The sequence below is a fragment of the Bacillus sp. Cr_A10 genome (assembly GCF_029222665.1).
Lineage (GTDB): Bacteria > Bacillota > Bacilli > Bacillales_A > Planococcaceae > Psychrobacillus.
Genome location: NZ_JARHXR010000025.1, coordinates 1 through 15,410 on the forward strand (window position 1 = coordinate 1; position 15,410 = coordinate 15,410).

Annotated in this window: 22 protein-coding genes; 21 read left to right on the forward strand and 1 reads right to left on the reverse strand. The window is 40.0% G+C overall.

Going from position 1 to position 15,410, the window contains the following annotated elements:
- The 18 genes from P2Q73_RS19670 to gvpU form a co-directional block, all read left to right on the forward strand.
- On the forward strand, window positions 1-877 hold an 877-nt coding region (locus tag P2Q73_RS19670), incomplete at its 5' end, for a PhnD/SsuA/transferrin family substrate-binding protein (protein ID WP_275790341.1).
- A gap of 86 nt (window positions 878-963) precedes the next feature.
- Window positions 964-1,743: a phosphonate ABC transporter ATP-binding protein gene (gene phnC, locus P2Q73_RS19675; protein WP_056828834.1), complete on the forward strand. Its 780-nt coding sequence runs from the start codon at window positions 964-966 to the stop codon at window positions 1,741-1,743.
- Window positions 1,744-1,770: 27 nt separating this feature from the next.
- Window positions 1,771-2,544: a phosphonate ABC transporter, permease protein PhnE gene (phnE, locus tag P2Q73_RS19680; RefSeq protein ID WP_375218492.1), complete on the forward strand. Its 774-nt coding sequence runs from the start codon at window positions 1,771-1,773 to the stop codon at window positions 2,542-2,544.
- Window positions 2,544-3,392: an ABC transporter permease subunit gene (locus P2Q73_RS19685; RefSeq protein ID WP_275790348.1), complete on the forward strand. Its 849-nt coding sequence runs from the start codon at window positions 2,544-2,546 to the stop codon at window positions 3,390-3,392. Before phnE ends, P2Q73_RS19685 begins: the two co-directional genes overlap by 1 nt.
- A 468-nt stretch (window positions 3,393-3,860) precedes the next feature.
- Window positions 3,861-4,115 (forward strand): gas vesicle structural protein GvpA, encoded by a 255-nt coding sequence (gene gvpA, locus P2Q73_RS19690; RefSeq protein ID WP_056828831.1) that lies wholly within the window; start codon window positions 3,861-3,863, stop codon window positions 4,113-4,115.
- Window positions 4,116-4,132: 17 nt separating this feature from the next.
- Window positions 4,133-4,606 carry a gas vesicle protein GvpP gene (locus P2Q73_RS19695; RefSeq protein ID WP_275790350.1) on the forward strand — a complete coding sequence of 158 codons (474 nt, stop codon included), beginning with the start codon at window positions 4,133-4,135 and terminating at the stop codon, window positions 4,604-4,606.
- Window positions 4,607-4,636: 30 nt separating this feature from the next.
- A complete protein-coding gene (gene gvpQ / locus P2Q73_RS19700) occupies window positions 4,637-5,086 on the forward strand; it encodes a gas vesicle protein GvpQ (RefSeq protein ID WP_275790353.1) in 450 nt (149 codons plus the stop codon).
- A gap of 27 nt (window positions 5,087-5,113) precedes the next feature.
- Window positions 5,114-5,374 (forward strand): gas vesicle structural protein GvpA, encoded by a 261-nt coding sequence (gvpA, locus tag P2Q73_RS19705; protein WP_053590913.1) that lies wholly within the window; start codon window positions 5,114-5,116, stop codon window positions 5,372-5,374.
- 63 nt (window positions 5,375-5,437) lie between these two features.
- On the forward strand, window positions 5,438-5,704 hold the full coding sequence (gene gvpO / locus P2Q73_RS19710) for a gas vesicle protein GvpO (protein WP_053590912.1): 267 nt from the start codon (window positions 5,438-5,440) through the stop codon (window positions 5,702-5,704).
- Window positions 5,705-5,728: 24 nt separating this feature from the next.
- Window positions 5,729-6,649, forward strand: a complete 921-nt coding sequence (gene gvpN / locus P2Q73_RS19715; RefSeq protein ID WP_275790359.1) for a gas vesicle protein GvpN — start codon at window positions 5,729-5,731, stop codon at window positions 6,647-6,649.
- Between the two features lie 15 nt (window positions 6,650-6,664).
- Window positions 6,665-7,432, forward strand: coding sequence for a GvpL/GvpF family gas vesicle protein (locus P2Q73_RS19720; protein ID WP_053590910.1), 768 nt, complete (start codon window positions 6,665-6,667; stop codon window positions 7,430-7,432).
- Complete coding sequence (locus P2Q73_RS19725) at window positions 7,432-7,686, forward strand: gas vesicle protein GvpG (RefSeq protein WP_053590909.1); 255 nt, start codon at window positions 7,432-7,434, stop codon at window positions 7,684-7,686. The genes P2Q73_RS19720 and P2Q73_RS19725 overlap by 1 nt, the downstream gene beginning before the upstream one ends.
- 12 nt (window positions 7,687-7,698) lie before the next feature.
- On the forward strand, window positions 7,699-8,505 hold the full coding sequence (locus P2Q73_RS19730; RefSeq protein ID WP_275790364.1) for a GvpL/GvpF family gas vesicle protein: 807 nt from the start codon (window positions 7,699-7,701) through the stop codon (window positions 8,503-8,505).
- Window positions 8,506-8,524: 19 nt separating this feature from the next.
- Window positions 8,525-8,800, forward strand: a complete 276-nt coding sequence (locus tag P2Q73_RS19735) for a gas vesicle protein (RefSeq protein ID WP_275790367.1) — start codon at window positions 8,525-8,527, stop codon at window positions 8,798-8,800.
- On the forward strand, window positions 8,766-9,050 hold the full coding sequence (locus tag P2Q73_RS19740; protein ID WP_275790369.1) for a gas vesicle protein K: 285 nt from the start codon (window positions 8,766-8,768) through the stop codon (window positions 9,048-9,050). Before P2Q73_RS19735 ends, P2Q73_RS19740 begins: the two co-directional genes overlap by 35 nt.
- Before the next feature lie 25 nt (window positions 9,051-9,075).
- Window positions 9,076-9,402: a gas vesicle protein gene (locus P2Q73_RS19745; RefSeq protein WP_056828821.1), complete on the forward strand. Its 327-nt coding sequence runs from the start codon at window positions 9,076-9,078 to the stop codon at window positions 9,400-9,402.
- A gap of 243 nt (window positions 9,403-9,645) precedes the next feature.
- The gene (locus P2Q73_RS19750; protein ID WP_275790373.1) at window positions 9,646-10,980 is read left to right on the forward strand and encodes a putative sodium/potassium/calcium exchanger; all 1,335 of its coding nucleotides are present in this window, start codon (window positions 9,646-9,648) and stop codon (window positions 10,978-10,980) included.
- 5 nt (window positions 10,981-10,985) lie between these two features.
- Window positions 10,986-11,390 carry a gas vesicle accessory protein GvpU gene (gvpU, locus tag P2Q73_RS19755; RefSeq protein WP_275790376.1) on the forward strand — a complete coding sequence of 135 codons (405 nt, stop codon included), beginning with the start codon at window positions 10,986-10,988 and terminating at the stop codon, window positions 11,388-11,390.
- 189 nt (window positions 11,391-11,579) lie between these two features.
- On the opposite strand, the gene P2Q73_RS19760 is transcribed toward gvpU, so the two are convergent.
- Window positions 11,580-12,137 (reverse strand): GbsR/MarR family transcriptional regulator, encoded by a 558-nt coding sequence (locus tag P2Q73_RS19760; protein ID WP_275790379.1) that lies wholly within the window; start codon window positions 12,135-12,137, stop codon window positions 11,580-11,582.
- A gap of 214 nt (window positions 12,138-12,351) precedes the next feature.
- On the opposite strand from P2Q73_RS19760, the gene P2Q73_RS19765 reads away from it, so the two are divergent.
- From P2Q73_RS19765 to P2Q73_RS19775, 3 genes are read left to right on the forward strand one after another with little or no spacing between them, the layout of a single operon-like run.
- Entirely contained in the window at window positions 12,352-13,605 is a 1,254-nt protein-coding gene (locus tag P2Q73_RS19765) for a quaternary amine ABC transporter ATP-binding protein (protein WP_053590901.1), read from the forward strand.
- Between the two features lies 1 nt (window position 13,606).
- Entirely contained in the window at window positions 13,607-14,461 is an 855-nt protein-coding gene (locus P2Q73_RS19770) for an ABC transporter permease (RefSeq protein ID WP_056828813.1), read from the forward strand.
- A complete protein-coding gene (locus tag P2Q73_RS19775) occupies window positions 14,458-15,372 on the forward strand; it encodes a glycine betaine ABC transporter substrate-binding protein (RefSeq protein ID WP_056828811.1) in 915 nt (304 codons plus the stop codon). The genes P2Q73_RS19770 and P2Q73_RS19775 overlap by 4 nt, the downstream gene beginning before the upstream one ends.
- The last annotated feature ends 38 nt before the right edge of the window (window positions 15,373-15,410 follow it).

The window sequence follows — 15,410 nt, forward strand, 5'->3', positions numbered from 1 at the left end:
TGAAATTGGTCGAGTAATCGAAGAGGCTACTGGTAAAAAAGTAGAACACCAATTAACTACTGACTATGCAATCGCTATTGAAACATTAATAAATAACAACGCAGATCTTGCTTTCATGGGAGCACAGGGCTATATCGAAGCTAAAAATGGAAACGATGCTATTCAACCACTAGTTGTACCAACTGGTAAATCCGGAACTTTAGACGATGCATTGTATCACAGCTGGTTAGCTGTAAATGTAGCTGACCAAGATAAATTCAAAGTAGACGGTGAATTTTCATTAGATACATTAGAACAAAAAAGTATGTCATTTGTTTCAAATAGTTCAACATCAGGATTCGTTGTTCCATCATCTTCTATTATCGCTCACTATGCAGAAAAATCTGGCTTTGAAGATTTGGTGCCAGAGGATTTAATGGAAGGAGGACCACTATTTTCTCAAGTATTATTCGGGAACTCACACCAAGGATCAGCTGTAAATCTATTAAGTGGTAATTCAGAAGTTGCAGCATTCTGTGATACTTGTGTTGGAAACTATGTGGATGTAGTGGAAGGAGAACCGAACAAAGTAGGTTCAGTTTATAAAGTAAAAGACGATGCTGCAGAGCCTTTTAACACAGTACCTGGTAAAGAATTTACTTTGATGTCAGTTACTCCAGTATTAAATGCACCATTTGCAGCTAACTTAGATGCTTTAGGTCAAGAGGATTATGATAAATTGAAAGAATTATTCACTTCAGATGATATTGCAAACAATGAAAAAATCTTCGTTCCAAAAGATTCAGGAGAACCAGGATTATTCTTTAAAACAGAAAATGAAAGATTTGCAGATGTAGAAGATGAGTGGTTCAATCCGATCCGCGAACTTTCAAAATAATAGTGTGAATGAAATAAAAATAAGAGTATGCATACAAAATCGTGCATGCTCTTATTATTTAAATAACCTAAAGAGGAGTCATATAAATGCCCTTACTTAAAGTAGAGAATTTAGGGAAATCGTATAATGCGCAAACGAAAGTGTTAAAGGATGTTAGCTTTGAAGTAGGGTCTGGAGAATTTGTTTCCATCATCGGACCTTCTGGAGCAGGAAAATCCACTCTATTACGTTGTATCAACCGTTTGGTAAATATCGACGAAGGTAAAGTTATTTTTGATGGCAATGATGTAGGAAGTTTGAACAAAAAAGAACTACGTAAGATGCGTACAAACATAGGTATGATCTTCCAACATTATAATTTGGTACCGCGATTATCTGTTATTGAAAACGTTCTACACGGTAGATTCGGATATAAATCAACGTTTCAAGGAGTGTTTGGAAAGTTTTCGGAATCAGAGAAGGAGCATGCCTTTTTCCTTTTAGAAAAGTTAGGTATAGCAGAACATGCCTATAAACGATGTGATCAGTTGAGCGGCGGTCAGCAGCAACGAGTAGGAATTGCACGCTCCCTTATCCAAGAACCAAAAATCGTTCTTTGTGATGAACCGATTGCTTCGCTTGATCCAAACGCTTCTAAAGTGATTATGGATTACTTAAAAACAATTACGATGGAGCTTAATATTACATGCATCGTGAATTTGCACCAGGTGCAAGTTGCCCGTGATTACTCAGATCGAATCATTGGATTAAGTAAAGGAAGCATTGTATTTGATGGACCAAGTTATAGACTTTCAACGGACAGTACCGACTTAATATATGGAACAACTACAACAACTGTAGAGAAAAGACAGTTAGTTACTGTGTAAGGGGAAATCAAAGTGAATGTAAAAGGTATGAAAAACCAGAGAAAATGGCAGACGATAACTTTTGTAGCGCTAATTATCATCTTGACGTATCTATCATCTGACATAACGAACTTTAACATCATTCATGGAATAGCAACTTTACCAGATGCTGTTACTTGGATTTTCTCTAACTTGTTTATTACGCAAGAAACACTGGAAAGATTACCGAAAATATTGGAAAAATTATTGGAGACAATCCTAATGTCTATTGCTGCTACAACGACAGCAACAGTTGTTTCCTTATTTTTAGGATTAATGGGTTCTAAAACTACTGGAACAAATTCTGTGCTCGGGGTATTCGCTCGATTCGTAGCATCAGTCGCGCGTAATATTCCAGTTGTAGCGTGGGCTTTAATCTTATTACTTTCTTTTGGCCAAAACTCCGTAACAGGATACTTAGCGCTATTTGTTGGGTCAGTTGGGTTTTTGACGAGGGCCTTTATCGAGTCGATTGATGAAGCAAGCCATAGCGCAGTAGAAGCTTTACAGGCAACTGGTGCTACCTACTTTCAAATCGTCTATAAAGCAGTTATCCCCCAGTGCTTGCCGCAGATGATCAGCTGGATTTTGTTTATGATCGAGACGAACATCCGAAGTGCCACACTTGTTGGTATCTTAACGGGTACAGGTATTGGATATACATTTGACCTCTATTATAAAACCCTTAACTATAATGCGGTTGCACTAGTTACGCTTAGTATCGTCTTATCCGTTATAGCAATTGAGTTAATTTCAAATCATATACGGAAGGTGATTCTATAATGGAGGCAACAACAACCCTTATAAAAAGAAAAGCAGATGGCAAAATATTGATTAAGTCAGGTAACAAAGTAGAGCGAGTAATGAAAGGTACCATCATTATTTTATTGGCTCTGACAATCCTAGCGTTTATGTTTTTTAACTATGCAGGGTTGGATTTAACGAAAGCTATTCCGGAAACATTGTATAACCTAAAAGCGATGTTTTTAGAACCTGCTCTTACTCATTTCACCTGGGGGGAAGCTTTTTACCAAGTAGGAATTACACTTGGCTTGGCATTCCTTTCCACTATATTAGGAGCGGTTATTGCATTCTTTTTAGCATTAATGGCAGCAACCAATCTTTCAAACAAATGGTTATCCAATACCATCCGAGTGATGGTAGCAATCGTACGTGCAGTCCCGACTGTATTATGGGTATTAATCTTTGCCATTGCTGCAGGATTAGGAAGTGAAGCAGCCGTTCTTGGAATGCTCTTTCACTCTATTGCTTATTTAGTGAAGGCATTCTCAGAGGCTTTTGAAGAAGTAGACAAAGGAATATTGGAGGCGTTGACCGCAACAGGTTCGAACTGGTGGCATATCGTTAGCCATGCAATTTTACCTACCACGTTCACTTATTTATTGTCCTGGACTTTTTTACGCTTTGAAATCAACTTCTCGGTAGCTGTGGCAATGGGAGCAGCGGCTGGTGCTGGTGGTATTGGCTTTGAACTCTTCATGGCATCTGGATTCTACTTTGATATGCGTGAAGTTGGCATGATTACCTATATGATTTTAGTGTTGGCGATTATTTTAGAGCTAACTTCTACTAGATTAAAAAGTCGATATTTCCCTGCCACATCTAAATAAGCCAAACCCCAGAACATAGTGTTTCTGGGGTTTCTTAATTACTAACAGAGTTCATCTGAATTTCAATGTATAGATGGGAACTCAATAAATGGCTAACATATTTTTACCATGGCTATTTTTTCTCTTTACGTAATTAGAACATTTACTCCTTTTAGGAAATATCAATAGAGTTATTTAACAAAGCTCTTCAATTAAAATTCAATGCGTTTTTATTATTTCCTAATTTTTTTAGTGATTTTTTATATACAAAAATGAGAAAACATGGATATCCATGTTTTCTCATTTTTGTTTTAACCCTGTCCTCATCACCTTTAAATATTTCATAGGACAGGGATTGAGCCAATTGGGTTTATTGGTTACATTTCCCTCGTTTATTTGAGTTTAACGCAGGTATATACAAAGCATAGCCGGTTACAGAATTGAAAACGAAGCTCCAACCACGTGAAAAAATAGAGGGGAGGGAGCCACGTGAGTGTTCAAAAAAGTACAGATAGCTCAAGCCTTGCTGAGGTGATTGATAGAATACTGGACAAGGGAATTGTGATTGATGCCTTTGTGAGGGTCTCTCTCGTTGGAATTGAAATTCTTACAGTGGAGGCCCGGGTGGTCATCGCCAGTGTGGATACATGGCTTCGATATGCAGAGGCTGTTGGCCTATTGCGGGATGAAGTCCAGGATCAAGGTCTTATCAGAAGAAATCAAAATGAGCAATTAAGTTATTAAGAAAGGATGGACAGAAAATGAATAGCCAAAAATCCAATGGAAATTATGAAGCGGTGGAACAGGAAGAAAAAAAGCAAACGGAAAATAATCAGCCAGCACAAGAGAAGAAAAGCATAAAATATTCTATGAACTTTGCCTTGATTGGCGGTGTGGTTGGAGCAGGGATCGGCTTGCTTGCCAATCCGGATAAGAGCAAGAAGGCCATGAAAAAATTAGGTGAATCTGAATTGATGAAAGTGGCAAGCGAGGAATTCAGAAAAACGGCCCAAGAGCTTCTGGCAGGGCAAGCGCAAAGCAGCATTAAGCATCTTGCTTCAGGCTATATAAGTAAAATCGAACAAGGGCTGCTGTCCCCAAAGAAGGATGAAATAGGTGCTCTAAACTCGGAAAACCAGCAAAGCTATAACGAAATAAAAGAAGAAAACAAACAGTTAAACGAGCGCCTTGAAAAAATTGAAGATATGCTGAATAATCTCGTGGCAACCAAGTAATGGCAAGTCTTTAACTAAGGGGGTTAGTGTATGGAAAAGCAACTGGCAAAAACAGCAGGGAAAGTCGCCAAGACGGTGATTGAACACACACCAGAACCGATTAAAGACAAAGTTAAAGAAGTTGTAGCTGACAAAGCCAAAGAGAAAATTGTCGAGAATGTCCAAGACAAGGCACATCATTTAACCGAAAACCTGGAGAGTGCCAAGGGAAAGTTTGCCGATAAAGTTGAAGGCAATGCTGAAAAAGCGAAAGAAAAAACACAGGATGTACTGCTTTCCGCCCGGGATAAGCTTGGGAAGGTAGTCGAGGCAGGGGAAGAACTTCAGAAGAAAGTCTCCTCGACAAATAAAAGTGATGATAAACGAAAAGTGAAGAGTGTCTCAGACATTAAAGGAATCGGTTCGATTAAGACATCCAAGGACATTAAGGGAGCAACCAAGATTAAAACAATTAAAGACATCCGGACCATTGGTTCTTAAAAGGATTAACGAAAGGAGAATGCAATAATGGCACTTCAAAAAAGTACAGACAGTTCAAGTTTAGCGGAGGTTATTGACCGAATTCTGGACAAAGGGATTGTAATTGATGCATTTGTCAGAGTATCAGTTGTCGGGATTGAAATTTTGACAGTTGAAGCAAGAGTAGTCATTGCCAGTGTGGATACATGGCTACGATATGCAGAGGCGGTCGGATTGCTACGAGACGGTGCTGAAGAAGACGGTCTTGCCCTCCAGTCGAATGAAGGAAATGCTCGATTTAGTATTTAGAAATCAGCTGGTGCGGCTAGGGTTCAGGCAACCTTGGTGTGCTAGTTTTAGCAGGAGGCTACCATGGAAATCAAACAGATTATCGGAAATGTGACGGAGTTTTTCAATGAATTTGTAGCCCCGGTCCATAAAATCACCTCCGTAGAAGCAAGTGATGATAGTGGCTGGAAGCTTACAGTGGAAGTCATTGAGGAAAAGGAATATATGAAGAAGTATGCAAAGGATGAAATGCTTGGAATTTACGACGTCCATCTAAATTCGGAGCAGGAAGTCACATCCTATAAAAGACAGGATATCCGCTATAGAAGCTCCATCAAAATGGAAGTGTAAGTCGTGGGAGTAGGAGGTAACAGAGTGACGGTCTTAAAAGATAAAATCGACAAGAATTCACGGACAATCATTCGCGACGAAAAGACGGAAGAACTGCTTTCTCGTTCGTTGCAGTATATGAAAGCCGGATATCCCATCCATTTTACAGGCCCATCCGGAGCCGGAAAGACATCTCTTGCACTGGCACTTGCTAAAAAAAGAAAAAAACCTGTCATGCTCATACACGGCAACCATGAGCTGAATAACAAAGACCTGATAGGCGACTTTACAGGTTATACGAGCAAAAAGGTAGTCGACAATTATATACGGTCGGTCTATAAGCGGGATGAAAACGTGACGGAGACGTGGAGGGATGGACGATTATTAGAGGCGGTGAAGAATGGATACACGCTGGTTTACGATGAATTTACACGTTCATTACCCACTACCAATAACATCTTTCTTTCCATTTTAGAGGAAGGTATCCTTCCGTTGTATGGTACCAAATTGACTGAGCCGTTTGTCCGAGTCCATCCTGACTTTGCGGTGATCTTCACTAGCAATCCAGATGAATATGCTGGGGTCTACCAAACGCAGGATGCACTTCTTGATCGGCTTATCACCATTTATATCGATCATAAGGATCATGAACGTGAGGCGGCCATCGTAGCCGACAAAGCCAATATTGATAAGAAAGACGCTGCAGCCATTACAGAGCTGGTTGCCAAGCTGCGCAATGAATGTATAGAAGAAACCGGTCCGAGTCTACGGGCATCTATCATGATCGCTAGGTTGGCAGCGGAACAAAAACTCAAGATTAATGGATCCAATCCTGACTTTGTACGACTGTGCTTGGACATTCTAGGTCACCAAATTAGCAGGTGTATCGAATCCGATGAACCCATCAAAACAGCAGAGAAATTAATCAAAAAGGTCTGCAGCAACATAGAGGCAATCAAGGAATAAAGGAGAGAATTACAAATGAGCCAAGAAGAGCAAAATGGTATCTATATTTTTTGCGGAATCCAGACAGAAACGGACGAAGATTTCGGCACTTTTGAAATAGAAGGCGAAAACAAAGAGCTGTTTACTATCCGCTATAAGGATGCGGCTATTGTAGCAGCAGAGGTTCCGATGAAAATCTATCATCCGAACAAAGACAATCTACTGATGCATCAAAATGTCGTTTCCCAAGTGATGAAAAAGAACGACACTGTGATCCCTGTCAGCTTCGGCAATGTGTTCCAGTCAAAGGAGGACGTTGGTGTGTTGCTTGAAAACCTCTATCCGCAGTTTGAAAAACTGTTCCCAGCAATAAAAGGGAAGGTGGAGCTCGGTCTAAAAGTAATCGGCAAAAAAGACTGGCTGGAATCACTTGTTGGTGATAATTCAAAAATCGATAAAATGGCAAAAGCTGTGCAAGGGAAATCAGAAGCGGCCAGCTATTATGAAAGAATTCAGATTGGCGGAGCTGCACAAAAACTGATCACTTCACTGCAGCAGGATGTAAAGCAGGAAGTCTTCAGCCCATTGACGGAGCTGGCTGAAGCATCCAAGACCAACGATCCGATTGGGGAGAAAATGCTTCTTAATGCAGCATTCTTAGTTGACCGAGGTAAAGAAGCAGATTTTGATGAAAAAATTAATGAGACGTACGAAAAATGGAAAGACAAAGTTGAGTTCAGTTACAGTGGACCCTGGCCGGCGTATAACTTCATTAATATCCGTTTAAAAGTTGAGGATGCCTGATGATCCATAAACTGGTTTCCGCTCCAATTAACCTAGTAATAAAAATCGGTGAAAAGGTGAAAGAGGAAGCTGATAAAGAGCTGTACGACCTTCCTACAATCCAGCGAAAGCTGGTCCAGCTTCAAATGATGTATGAGCTTGGGGAAATACCTGAAGAGGTTTATAAAGCAAAGGAAGAAGACTTGATCCTTCGATATGAAATGGCAAAACGGATGGAAATGCAGCAATGGGAAGAGATGACAAAAAAGAAATGAGGAAAGGAAAAGATGGACAGTCTAATTTACTTATACGGATTGATACCGACAGAGGAAGCAGGCAAACAGCAGATTCCTGCTATTAATGGATTTGATGGCAAAGGCGGCATCTACACCCTGCCTATAGGCAAGGCAACAGCCATTGTCTGTGACCTGGAAGCTGAACAGTACTCTGAAGAGAACATTAAGGAACAAATTAACAGTGACATGGAATGGCTCCAGGAAAAGGCTTTTCACCATCACGAAACCGTCATGATGCTTTCAAAGATGTACACGGTCATCCCCTTGAAGTTTTGCACGCTGTTCAAAAACCAGGGAAGTTTGGCAAACGCTGTACAAACCAAAGAAGCACACTTGGTCGATACATTTGCCTCGATTCACGGTAACGAAGAGTGGAATTTGAAAATATACTGCGATGATCAGTTGCTAAAAAAACAGGTGAGCCAGAGGAATCAGACCATTGAAGCAAAAAGAGAGGAAATAAGCCACCTTTCTAAAGGAAAGCAATTTTTCGAGAAGAAAAAGCTGGACAAGCTGATTGAATCTGAGCTAGAAGAAGAAAAAAACAGAATTACTGAAAATATACATGTGCATTTAAGCGAAATTGCGCTAAAAGGAAATGTCAAAAGAACGTGGAGTAATGATGTGACGGGAAGAAAGGGTGAGATGACCTGGAATAGTGTCTATCTGATCCCCGCAGCAAATGTAGAAAACTTTTTAGAACAGATCCAGCAATATGAGAAGGGCATGAAGGGAATGGGATGGCAGTTTGAAGCAACAGGGCCATGGCCGGCCTACCACTTTTCTAACTTTTCATAAGTGAGGATGAGATGAAATTATGGCATTCAGTGAAACGATGGAAAACAAGGATATAGCGCTCATTGATATTTTGGATGTCATCCTAGATAAAGGTGTTGCGATCAAGGCTGATTTAGTGATTTCCATCGCTGGCGTAGATCTGGTGTATTTAGATTTGAGAGTATTGATTGCTTCAGTGGAATCTCTCGTACAGGCACAAGCGGGAAACAATAAAACCGTATCTTCAGAACAATTTGATAGACAGAGGGAGGCATTGACTGATGCAACCGGCCAACCAAGCAAGTGGAAAGATTAATTTAGACCCTGATAATGCGGAGCATGGTTTGGCGCAATTGGTGCTTACCGTCATTGAGTTGCTGAGGCAAATCGTGGAAAGGCATGCCATTCGGCGGGTTGAAGGCGGAACACTGACAAATCAGCAAATTGAGGACTTAGGCGAAGCATTGATGAATTTGGAAGAGAAAATGGAAGAGCTAAAAGAAATATTCGGCTTGGATGCCGAAGACTTGAATATTGACCTGGGTCCTTTAGGAAGCTTGCTTTAATACAAACACCCAAGGAGGACTTTAAATGGAACATTCCATGCAATCCAACACGATTGTAGACGTACTTGAGAAGATACTGGATAAAGGAGTGGTGATTGCAGGAGACATCACAGTCGGGATCGCGGATGTAGAACTGCTCACCATCAAAATTCGGCTGATTGTTGCTTCGGTCGACAAGGCTAAAGAGATTGGGATGGACTGGTGGGAAACCGATCCCTACCTATCTTCCAAAGCGGCAGACAGCAATACGAAAGCTCTGGAGGAAGAGAACCGGAAGCTTCACGAAAGGCTCGAAACACTCGAAAAGAGTATGTCAGCCAACCGGATGAAATCCAGTGAGTTCAACTACTAAACTATAGCTAGATTTTTATTATTAAAACAAGAAAGTGACTTGCTACTGCATCGCTCGCTAGCTGCGTCACAAAGATTATGGCGTAGCCATACCCTTTGAGCCTAGCAATCCACAGGAGCGTGAAGTATGAGATCCGCAAGAATGCGGTATTCATATTGTTGGCTCAACGGAAGATGCCAGCGCAATGAACGATAAATAAAAGCAATAATTGATATAAGCTAATCTATAATAGGAGGAAACAACATGACTGAGACAATCTTGAAGGAAAATAAATCTGAAGTAAAAAAACAAGGCAATTTTAAACGAACACTAGCAGGAGGTCTGATTGGTGCGACCGTCGGATACCTGGCTACCCCCGAAAATGGCCAAAAGCTAAGCAGTAAGGGACTGGAATTAGGACATGCAGTGCAAAATAGCTCGAAGAAAGCAATCGATTCTATTAAGAATTCTACATCCAAGTTGTTTTCAAAAGAAAGAGGAAATACTTCCGACGATCATGAACATTCTAGCAATGCTTCTAAACTAAACAATACACAGGAATCCTCTCAAGAAGATGAAAGTATGGCAGATCGTCTGGAACGTCTGGAAGGGATGCTTGCAAAAATAGTCGAAGGAAAGAATGGAAAAAATAATGGGACTGCAGAGGTAAATAATGCTTCAAATGAATCGGAAACCTTGTCCAACCAAGAGGATTCACAAGATCCTGGCTTGGACAATCATGAAGAAGAACAAGGCCGCTCTAACGGCAAAGAGTCCGGCACTGTTTTACAAACTCCCTTAAAGGACGATTCAACAGATACAGAACAGCTGGAAAACGGTGAAGAGGACCAATCCAAGACAGATGATCGATCATCCAACGAGGAATATGAGGACCTAAAAGTAGAAAATGAACAACTACAAGCTCGCTTGGGCAAAATAGAAGAGCTTCTAGTAAAACTAGCAGAAGATAAAAATGACCAAAGTAAGGATTCCGCAAATGTAGAAGATGATAAGGAAGAAGATAGCTCTGATGATGGCCAAGAACTAGACAGCAGCAAAGGAAATGATGAAGCAGCAGCAAGCCTAGATGATAGTGATGAGGAGCAAGATAAGTCTGATGAAGTTTTCACTAACTTGGCTGAAGGAAAAAATAAAACGGAAGCTTCAGGAAACGCCCAAGAAGATGAAGTTGAATCAGAGGAACTTGAAGAAAATGAAGAGACCGAAGATGACGGTAGTCAAGAGGCTCCTGAAAAGAAAGAACTTGAAGGAAAACAAAAAACTCAACATTCTGGGCTAGAAACAGAAGATGAACAGGAAGACGATGAAGAAAATGAAGCAGACAAGCAGAATCAGGACGAGGATTCAAGCGAAGAAAATGTGGAAGATGACGAGTTAGAAGAAGACGCGCCGAATAAAGATCAAAAACCAAACAGCAGCAATCGTTCGGATGCAAAATCCGGCAAAGCTGCCAAGCAGAATTCAGAAAAAAAAAACGAATCCAAGAAAACAGATAAGAAGGATAAGGAAAAAACGTACAAAGTGAACTCCAAAGATGAGGAAACCTATCTCCTTTTGGATGGATTAAGAAGGGAGTAGTAAATATGAGCAATGGTTCTAGACCGGCTAAAGATAATATTCTCGAGTTTTTAGTGCAAGCAGCGAATAAGCATGACTTCAACCTGGATATCACATTGAATGTTAAAGGAGCCGTCATTACCGGAACGATGATATCGGCAAAGGAATACTTCCGCTCCTTAAGCGGGACTTTCGAAGATGGGAATGACATTGCCCAGATGTTGAGTGAACAGCTAGATCAGGCTGGTGAGGTTGCTCAGAACAACGATGACACCGAGGCAAATTTTCTCCATATGAAAGACACCAAGGTTTATTGTGGCGACAGCAAGCCAACTCCATCAAAAGGGCAAATTCTTTGGCGCGGCAAATTAAGCGAGATTGATGGTTTCTTTTTAGGGAGAATTTTGGATGGCAGCGACCAGGAGGAATAAATAAAAAAAAAGCCTCATTGACGAAGTTCATTAATTCTGTTCAAGACAGACCTAGGTTTTCATAATTCGAACGCTTTTCCGAAAGTTTAGCCATTCATGTTTGTTTCTTACGTAGAATATAAGACCAAAAACCCCAAATAGTATGCACTTTAAAAAGTGCTGCTAGTTGGGGTTTTGTTATGAATCATATTAGTTTTTAGCATTTTCGTTAGAATCCTTAAATTTAGGAACCAAATCGAAAATTCGTTGGTCCTCAAATGCATCTATGACGCGTTCAAGCCAGTTGTAGTAGTCTTTCATATACTTCAGCTTATCGATATCTATTTGAACCACTTCACGTAATTCCTCACTAAGGTCTGGGTCTTGCAACAGTTCCTCCAGTTCAACCAGTGATTTTTTAATTGCTACTAAATGCAGTGTGACTGATCTCTGCCATTTAATAGAAAACAAATCGATGAAGCTTTGGTGCCAATCATCCGTCACTTTATATAAATCTTTTCGAACTCCTTTTTTCCATGCACGCTCAACCAATTTTAGTTCGGACAGTGCTCGGACAGAAGTGCTCATGCTTGTTTTACTCATGCCTAGTTTTTCGGTCATATCATCTAATGTTAATGGTTCATTTTGAAAAAACATAGTTCCGAATTGTCTACCTGCAGAAGGTACCAAGCCGTATAAATGTATGTTTTGGGCAATTGTTTCTATAATTCGTTCCCGTGCTTTATCTATTTTTTCATGGTCATCCATTTACGTTCCCTCCACTGAAATTAGCTTTGCTCACATAATCCAGCTAATTAAATTTAAATGTATTATATCCTTACCCAAAAAGCAATTTTTTTAAATAATTTTCGTACAGTTTTTACCGTACAAACAATTAATAAGGTTTAAACTGTTGAAATTTTATGGAGTTGCATCTATAATGAATTGGGTTCGGGTGTTTCGGACGGTAAGGAGAAAAGATATGAGTGAGAAAAACATAAATAAAAAAATAGTAGTAAAAGACGCTACGAAGATTTTTGGTAAAAGTAGTGGTCGCGCTATACAGTTGCTGAAAGATGGTAAAACAAAAAGTGAAATTTTGAAAGCAACTGGTGCAACGGTAGGTGTGAAACAAGTATCCTTTGAGGTCAATGAAGGTGAAATTTTCGTCATTATGGGTCTATCCGGAAGTGGTAAGTCTACATTAGTTAGGTTGCTTAATAGATTAATAGATCCAACGATGGGACAAATATTACTGGATGGTAAGGATATTGTTCAGATGAATAAAGAACAGCTTCGTGAAGTAAGACGAAAGAAAATTGGGATGGTATTTCAAAACTTTGCCCTCTTCCCACATAAAACAATCGTTGAAAATACAGAATATGGCTTAGAAATCCAAGGGGTTTCTAAAAAAGAACGAAATGAAAAAGCAATAGAATCATTAAGACTTGTTGGTCTTGCGGGATATGAAGACCAGTACCCGAAACAGCTAAGTGGGGGTATGCAGCAGCGTGTTGGACTTGCTAGAGCACTGGCAAATAATCCAGATATATTGCTTATGGATGAAGCGTTTAGTGCATTAGATCCCCTTATTCGAAAAGATATGCAAAATGAGTTACTTCAGCTTCATCACGATATGCAAAAAACAATTATTTTTATCACACATGATTTGGATGAAGCGCTTCGTATTGGTGACCGTATAGCACTGATGAAAGACGGAGAAATTGTTCAAATTGGATCCCCTGAAGAAATTCTGATGAGCCCTTCTAACGAATATGTCGAACGATTCGTGGAAGACGTCGACTTATCCAAAGTACTGACTGCTGGTCATATTATGAAAAAAGCAGACACGGTAAAAGTTGATCGAGGTCCTCGTGTAGCACTTCGACTGATGAAACATTTAGGTATTTCTTCTATATATGTAGTAGATAATGCAAATCGCTTATTAGGAGCTGTAACAGCACAGGATACTGTAGAAGCAATTGAATCAGAGAAGTCACTGAATGATGTAATTATTTCTGATCTTCCGATGATCTCACCAGATACAGTTCTCACAGAATTATTTGATGTAGTATCAACAGCAAGCATTCCTGTTGCAGTTATTAATGAAGAACAAAAGCTTCAAGGGATTATTATACGTGGAGCCCTCATAGGTGCATTATCTGGTGATAATGAGTTTATAAACAAAGATGGAACAATGGATTCCGCAGAGCAGCATATTACGGAGGTGATTTAAGATGGATGAACTATTACCTCGCCTACCTTTTGCCGATTGGGTTGACACTGGAGTTGATTGGTTAGTAGATACGTTTGGGACAGGTCTAGACGGATTTGCTGATGTACTTGAAGGAGTGGTAGAAGGCACCGTAGATATATTGGATTTGGTTCCTTCTATATTACTTGCTTTTATCTTCGCTTTAATAGCTGGAATTATTTCTACGAGAAAGATTGCCTTCTTTTCATTGATTGGTCTATTATTCATCGATTATTTAGGGTATTGGTACCCGATGCTTCAAATGTTAACGCTAGTATTGACTTCAGTCATCTTTGCGCTAGTGATTGGTATTCCTATTGGGATTCTTAGTTCACAAAAAGCGGGTGTTCGAAAGGTTGTAAATCCAATCTTGGATTTAATGCAAACAATGCCTGCGTTTGTATACTTAATACCGGCAATTTTCTTTTTCAACATTGGAGTCGTACCGGGAGTTGTAGCATCCGTAATTTTCGCAATGCCTCCTACAATTCGTTTAACGATGTTAGGCATTCAGCAAGTACCAAAAGATCTAATAGAAGCTACAGAAGCATTTGGTTCTACGACGTGGCAGCGTTTGTTTAAAATACAAATTCCACTGGCGAAACCTACTATTATGGCTGGGGTGAACCAAAGTATTATGCTATCTCTATCAATGGTAGTAATCGCTTCGATGGTAGGTGCACCAGGACTTGGTGAAGAGGTTTATCGGTCCGTTACGCAATTGAAAACAGGAGTTGGCGTAGAAACTGGACTTTCTATAGTAATCGTAGCGATTATTTTAGATAGAATCACGCAGTACGCTGGAAATAGAAAGAAAAAACTAGGGGGAAATACATGATGAAATTAGCCAAAAAAATAACAGGTCTTGGAGCAGTTGCATTGCTTTCACTTGGGTTAGCAGCATGTGGTGATACAGAAGAAGCAAATGATTCAACATCTACAGACTCAAATGCAGGTTCAGTAGGGGAGTCAGTTAACTACAAAATTACTGGCATCGATCCTGGAGCTGGAATTATGGAAGCAACAGAACGAGCTATTACAGATTATGAATTAGATGAGTGGGACCTTGTAAGTGGTTCAAGTGCTGCAATGACAGCATCTCTAAAGAAAGCGTATGATGCAGAAGAGCCAATCATCATAACTGGATGGACTCCTCACTGGAAATTTGCTGAATATGATTTGAAATATCTTGAAGATCCAAAAGGCTCATATGGTGGGGAAGAGGAAATTCATACAATTGGTCGTACTGGATTACAAGAAGACATGCCAGAAGCTCACCAAGTCCTTTCTAATTTCAACTGGACAGAGGATGATATGGGTGAAGTAATGATCGCTATCAAAAACGGTGAAAAACCAGAAGTAGCTGCGCAAGCTTGGGTAGATGCAAATCCAGAGAAAATTGCAACATGGACTGAGGATATTGAAAAAGTTGACGGTGACAAAATCAAACTTGCATATGTTGCATGGGATAGTGAAATTGCTAGTACGAACGTTATGAGCATCGTATTAACAAGCCTTGGCTATGATGTAACTATGGTTCAAGTTGAAGCTGGCCCAATGTGGACAGCTATTGCCGATGGTAGTGCAGATGCATCTCTTGCTGGATGGTTACCATTAACACATGCTACCTATGCTGAAAAATTCGAAGGTAAATTTGAAGATCTTGGCACAAGCATGACAGGCGTGAAAATTGGCTTAGTTGTTCCAGCATATATGGACATCACATCTATTGAAGATTTAAAAAAATAACTAAATAACAAAAAACCCTCAGAGCAAGTGACACTTGA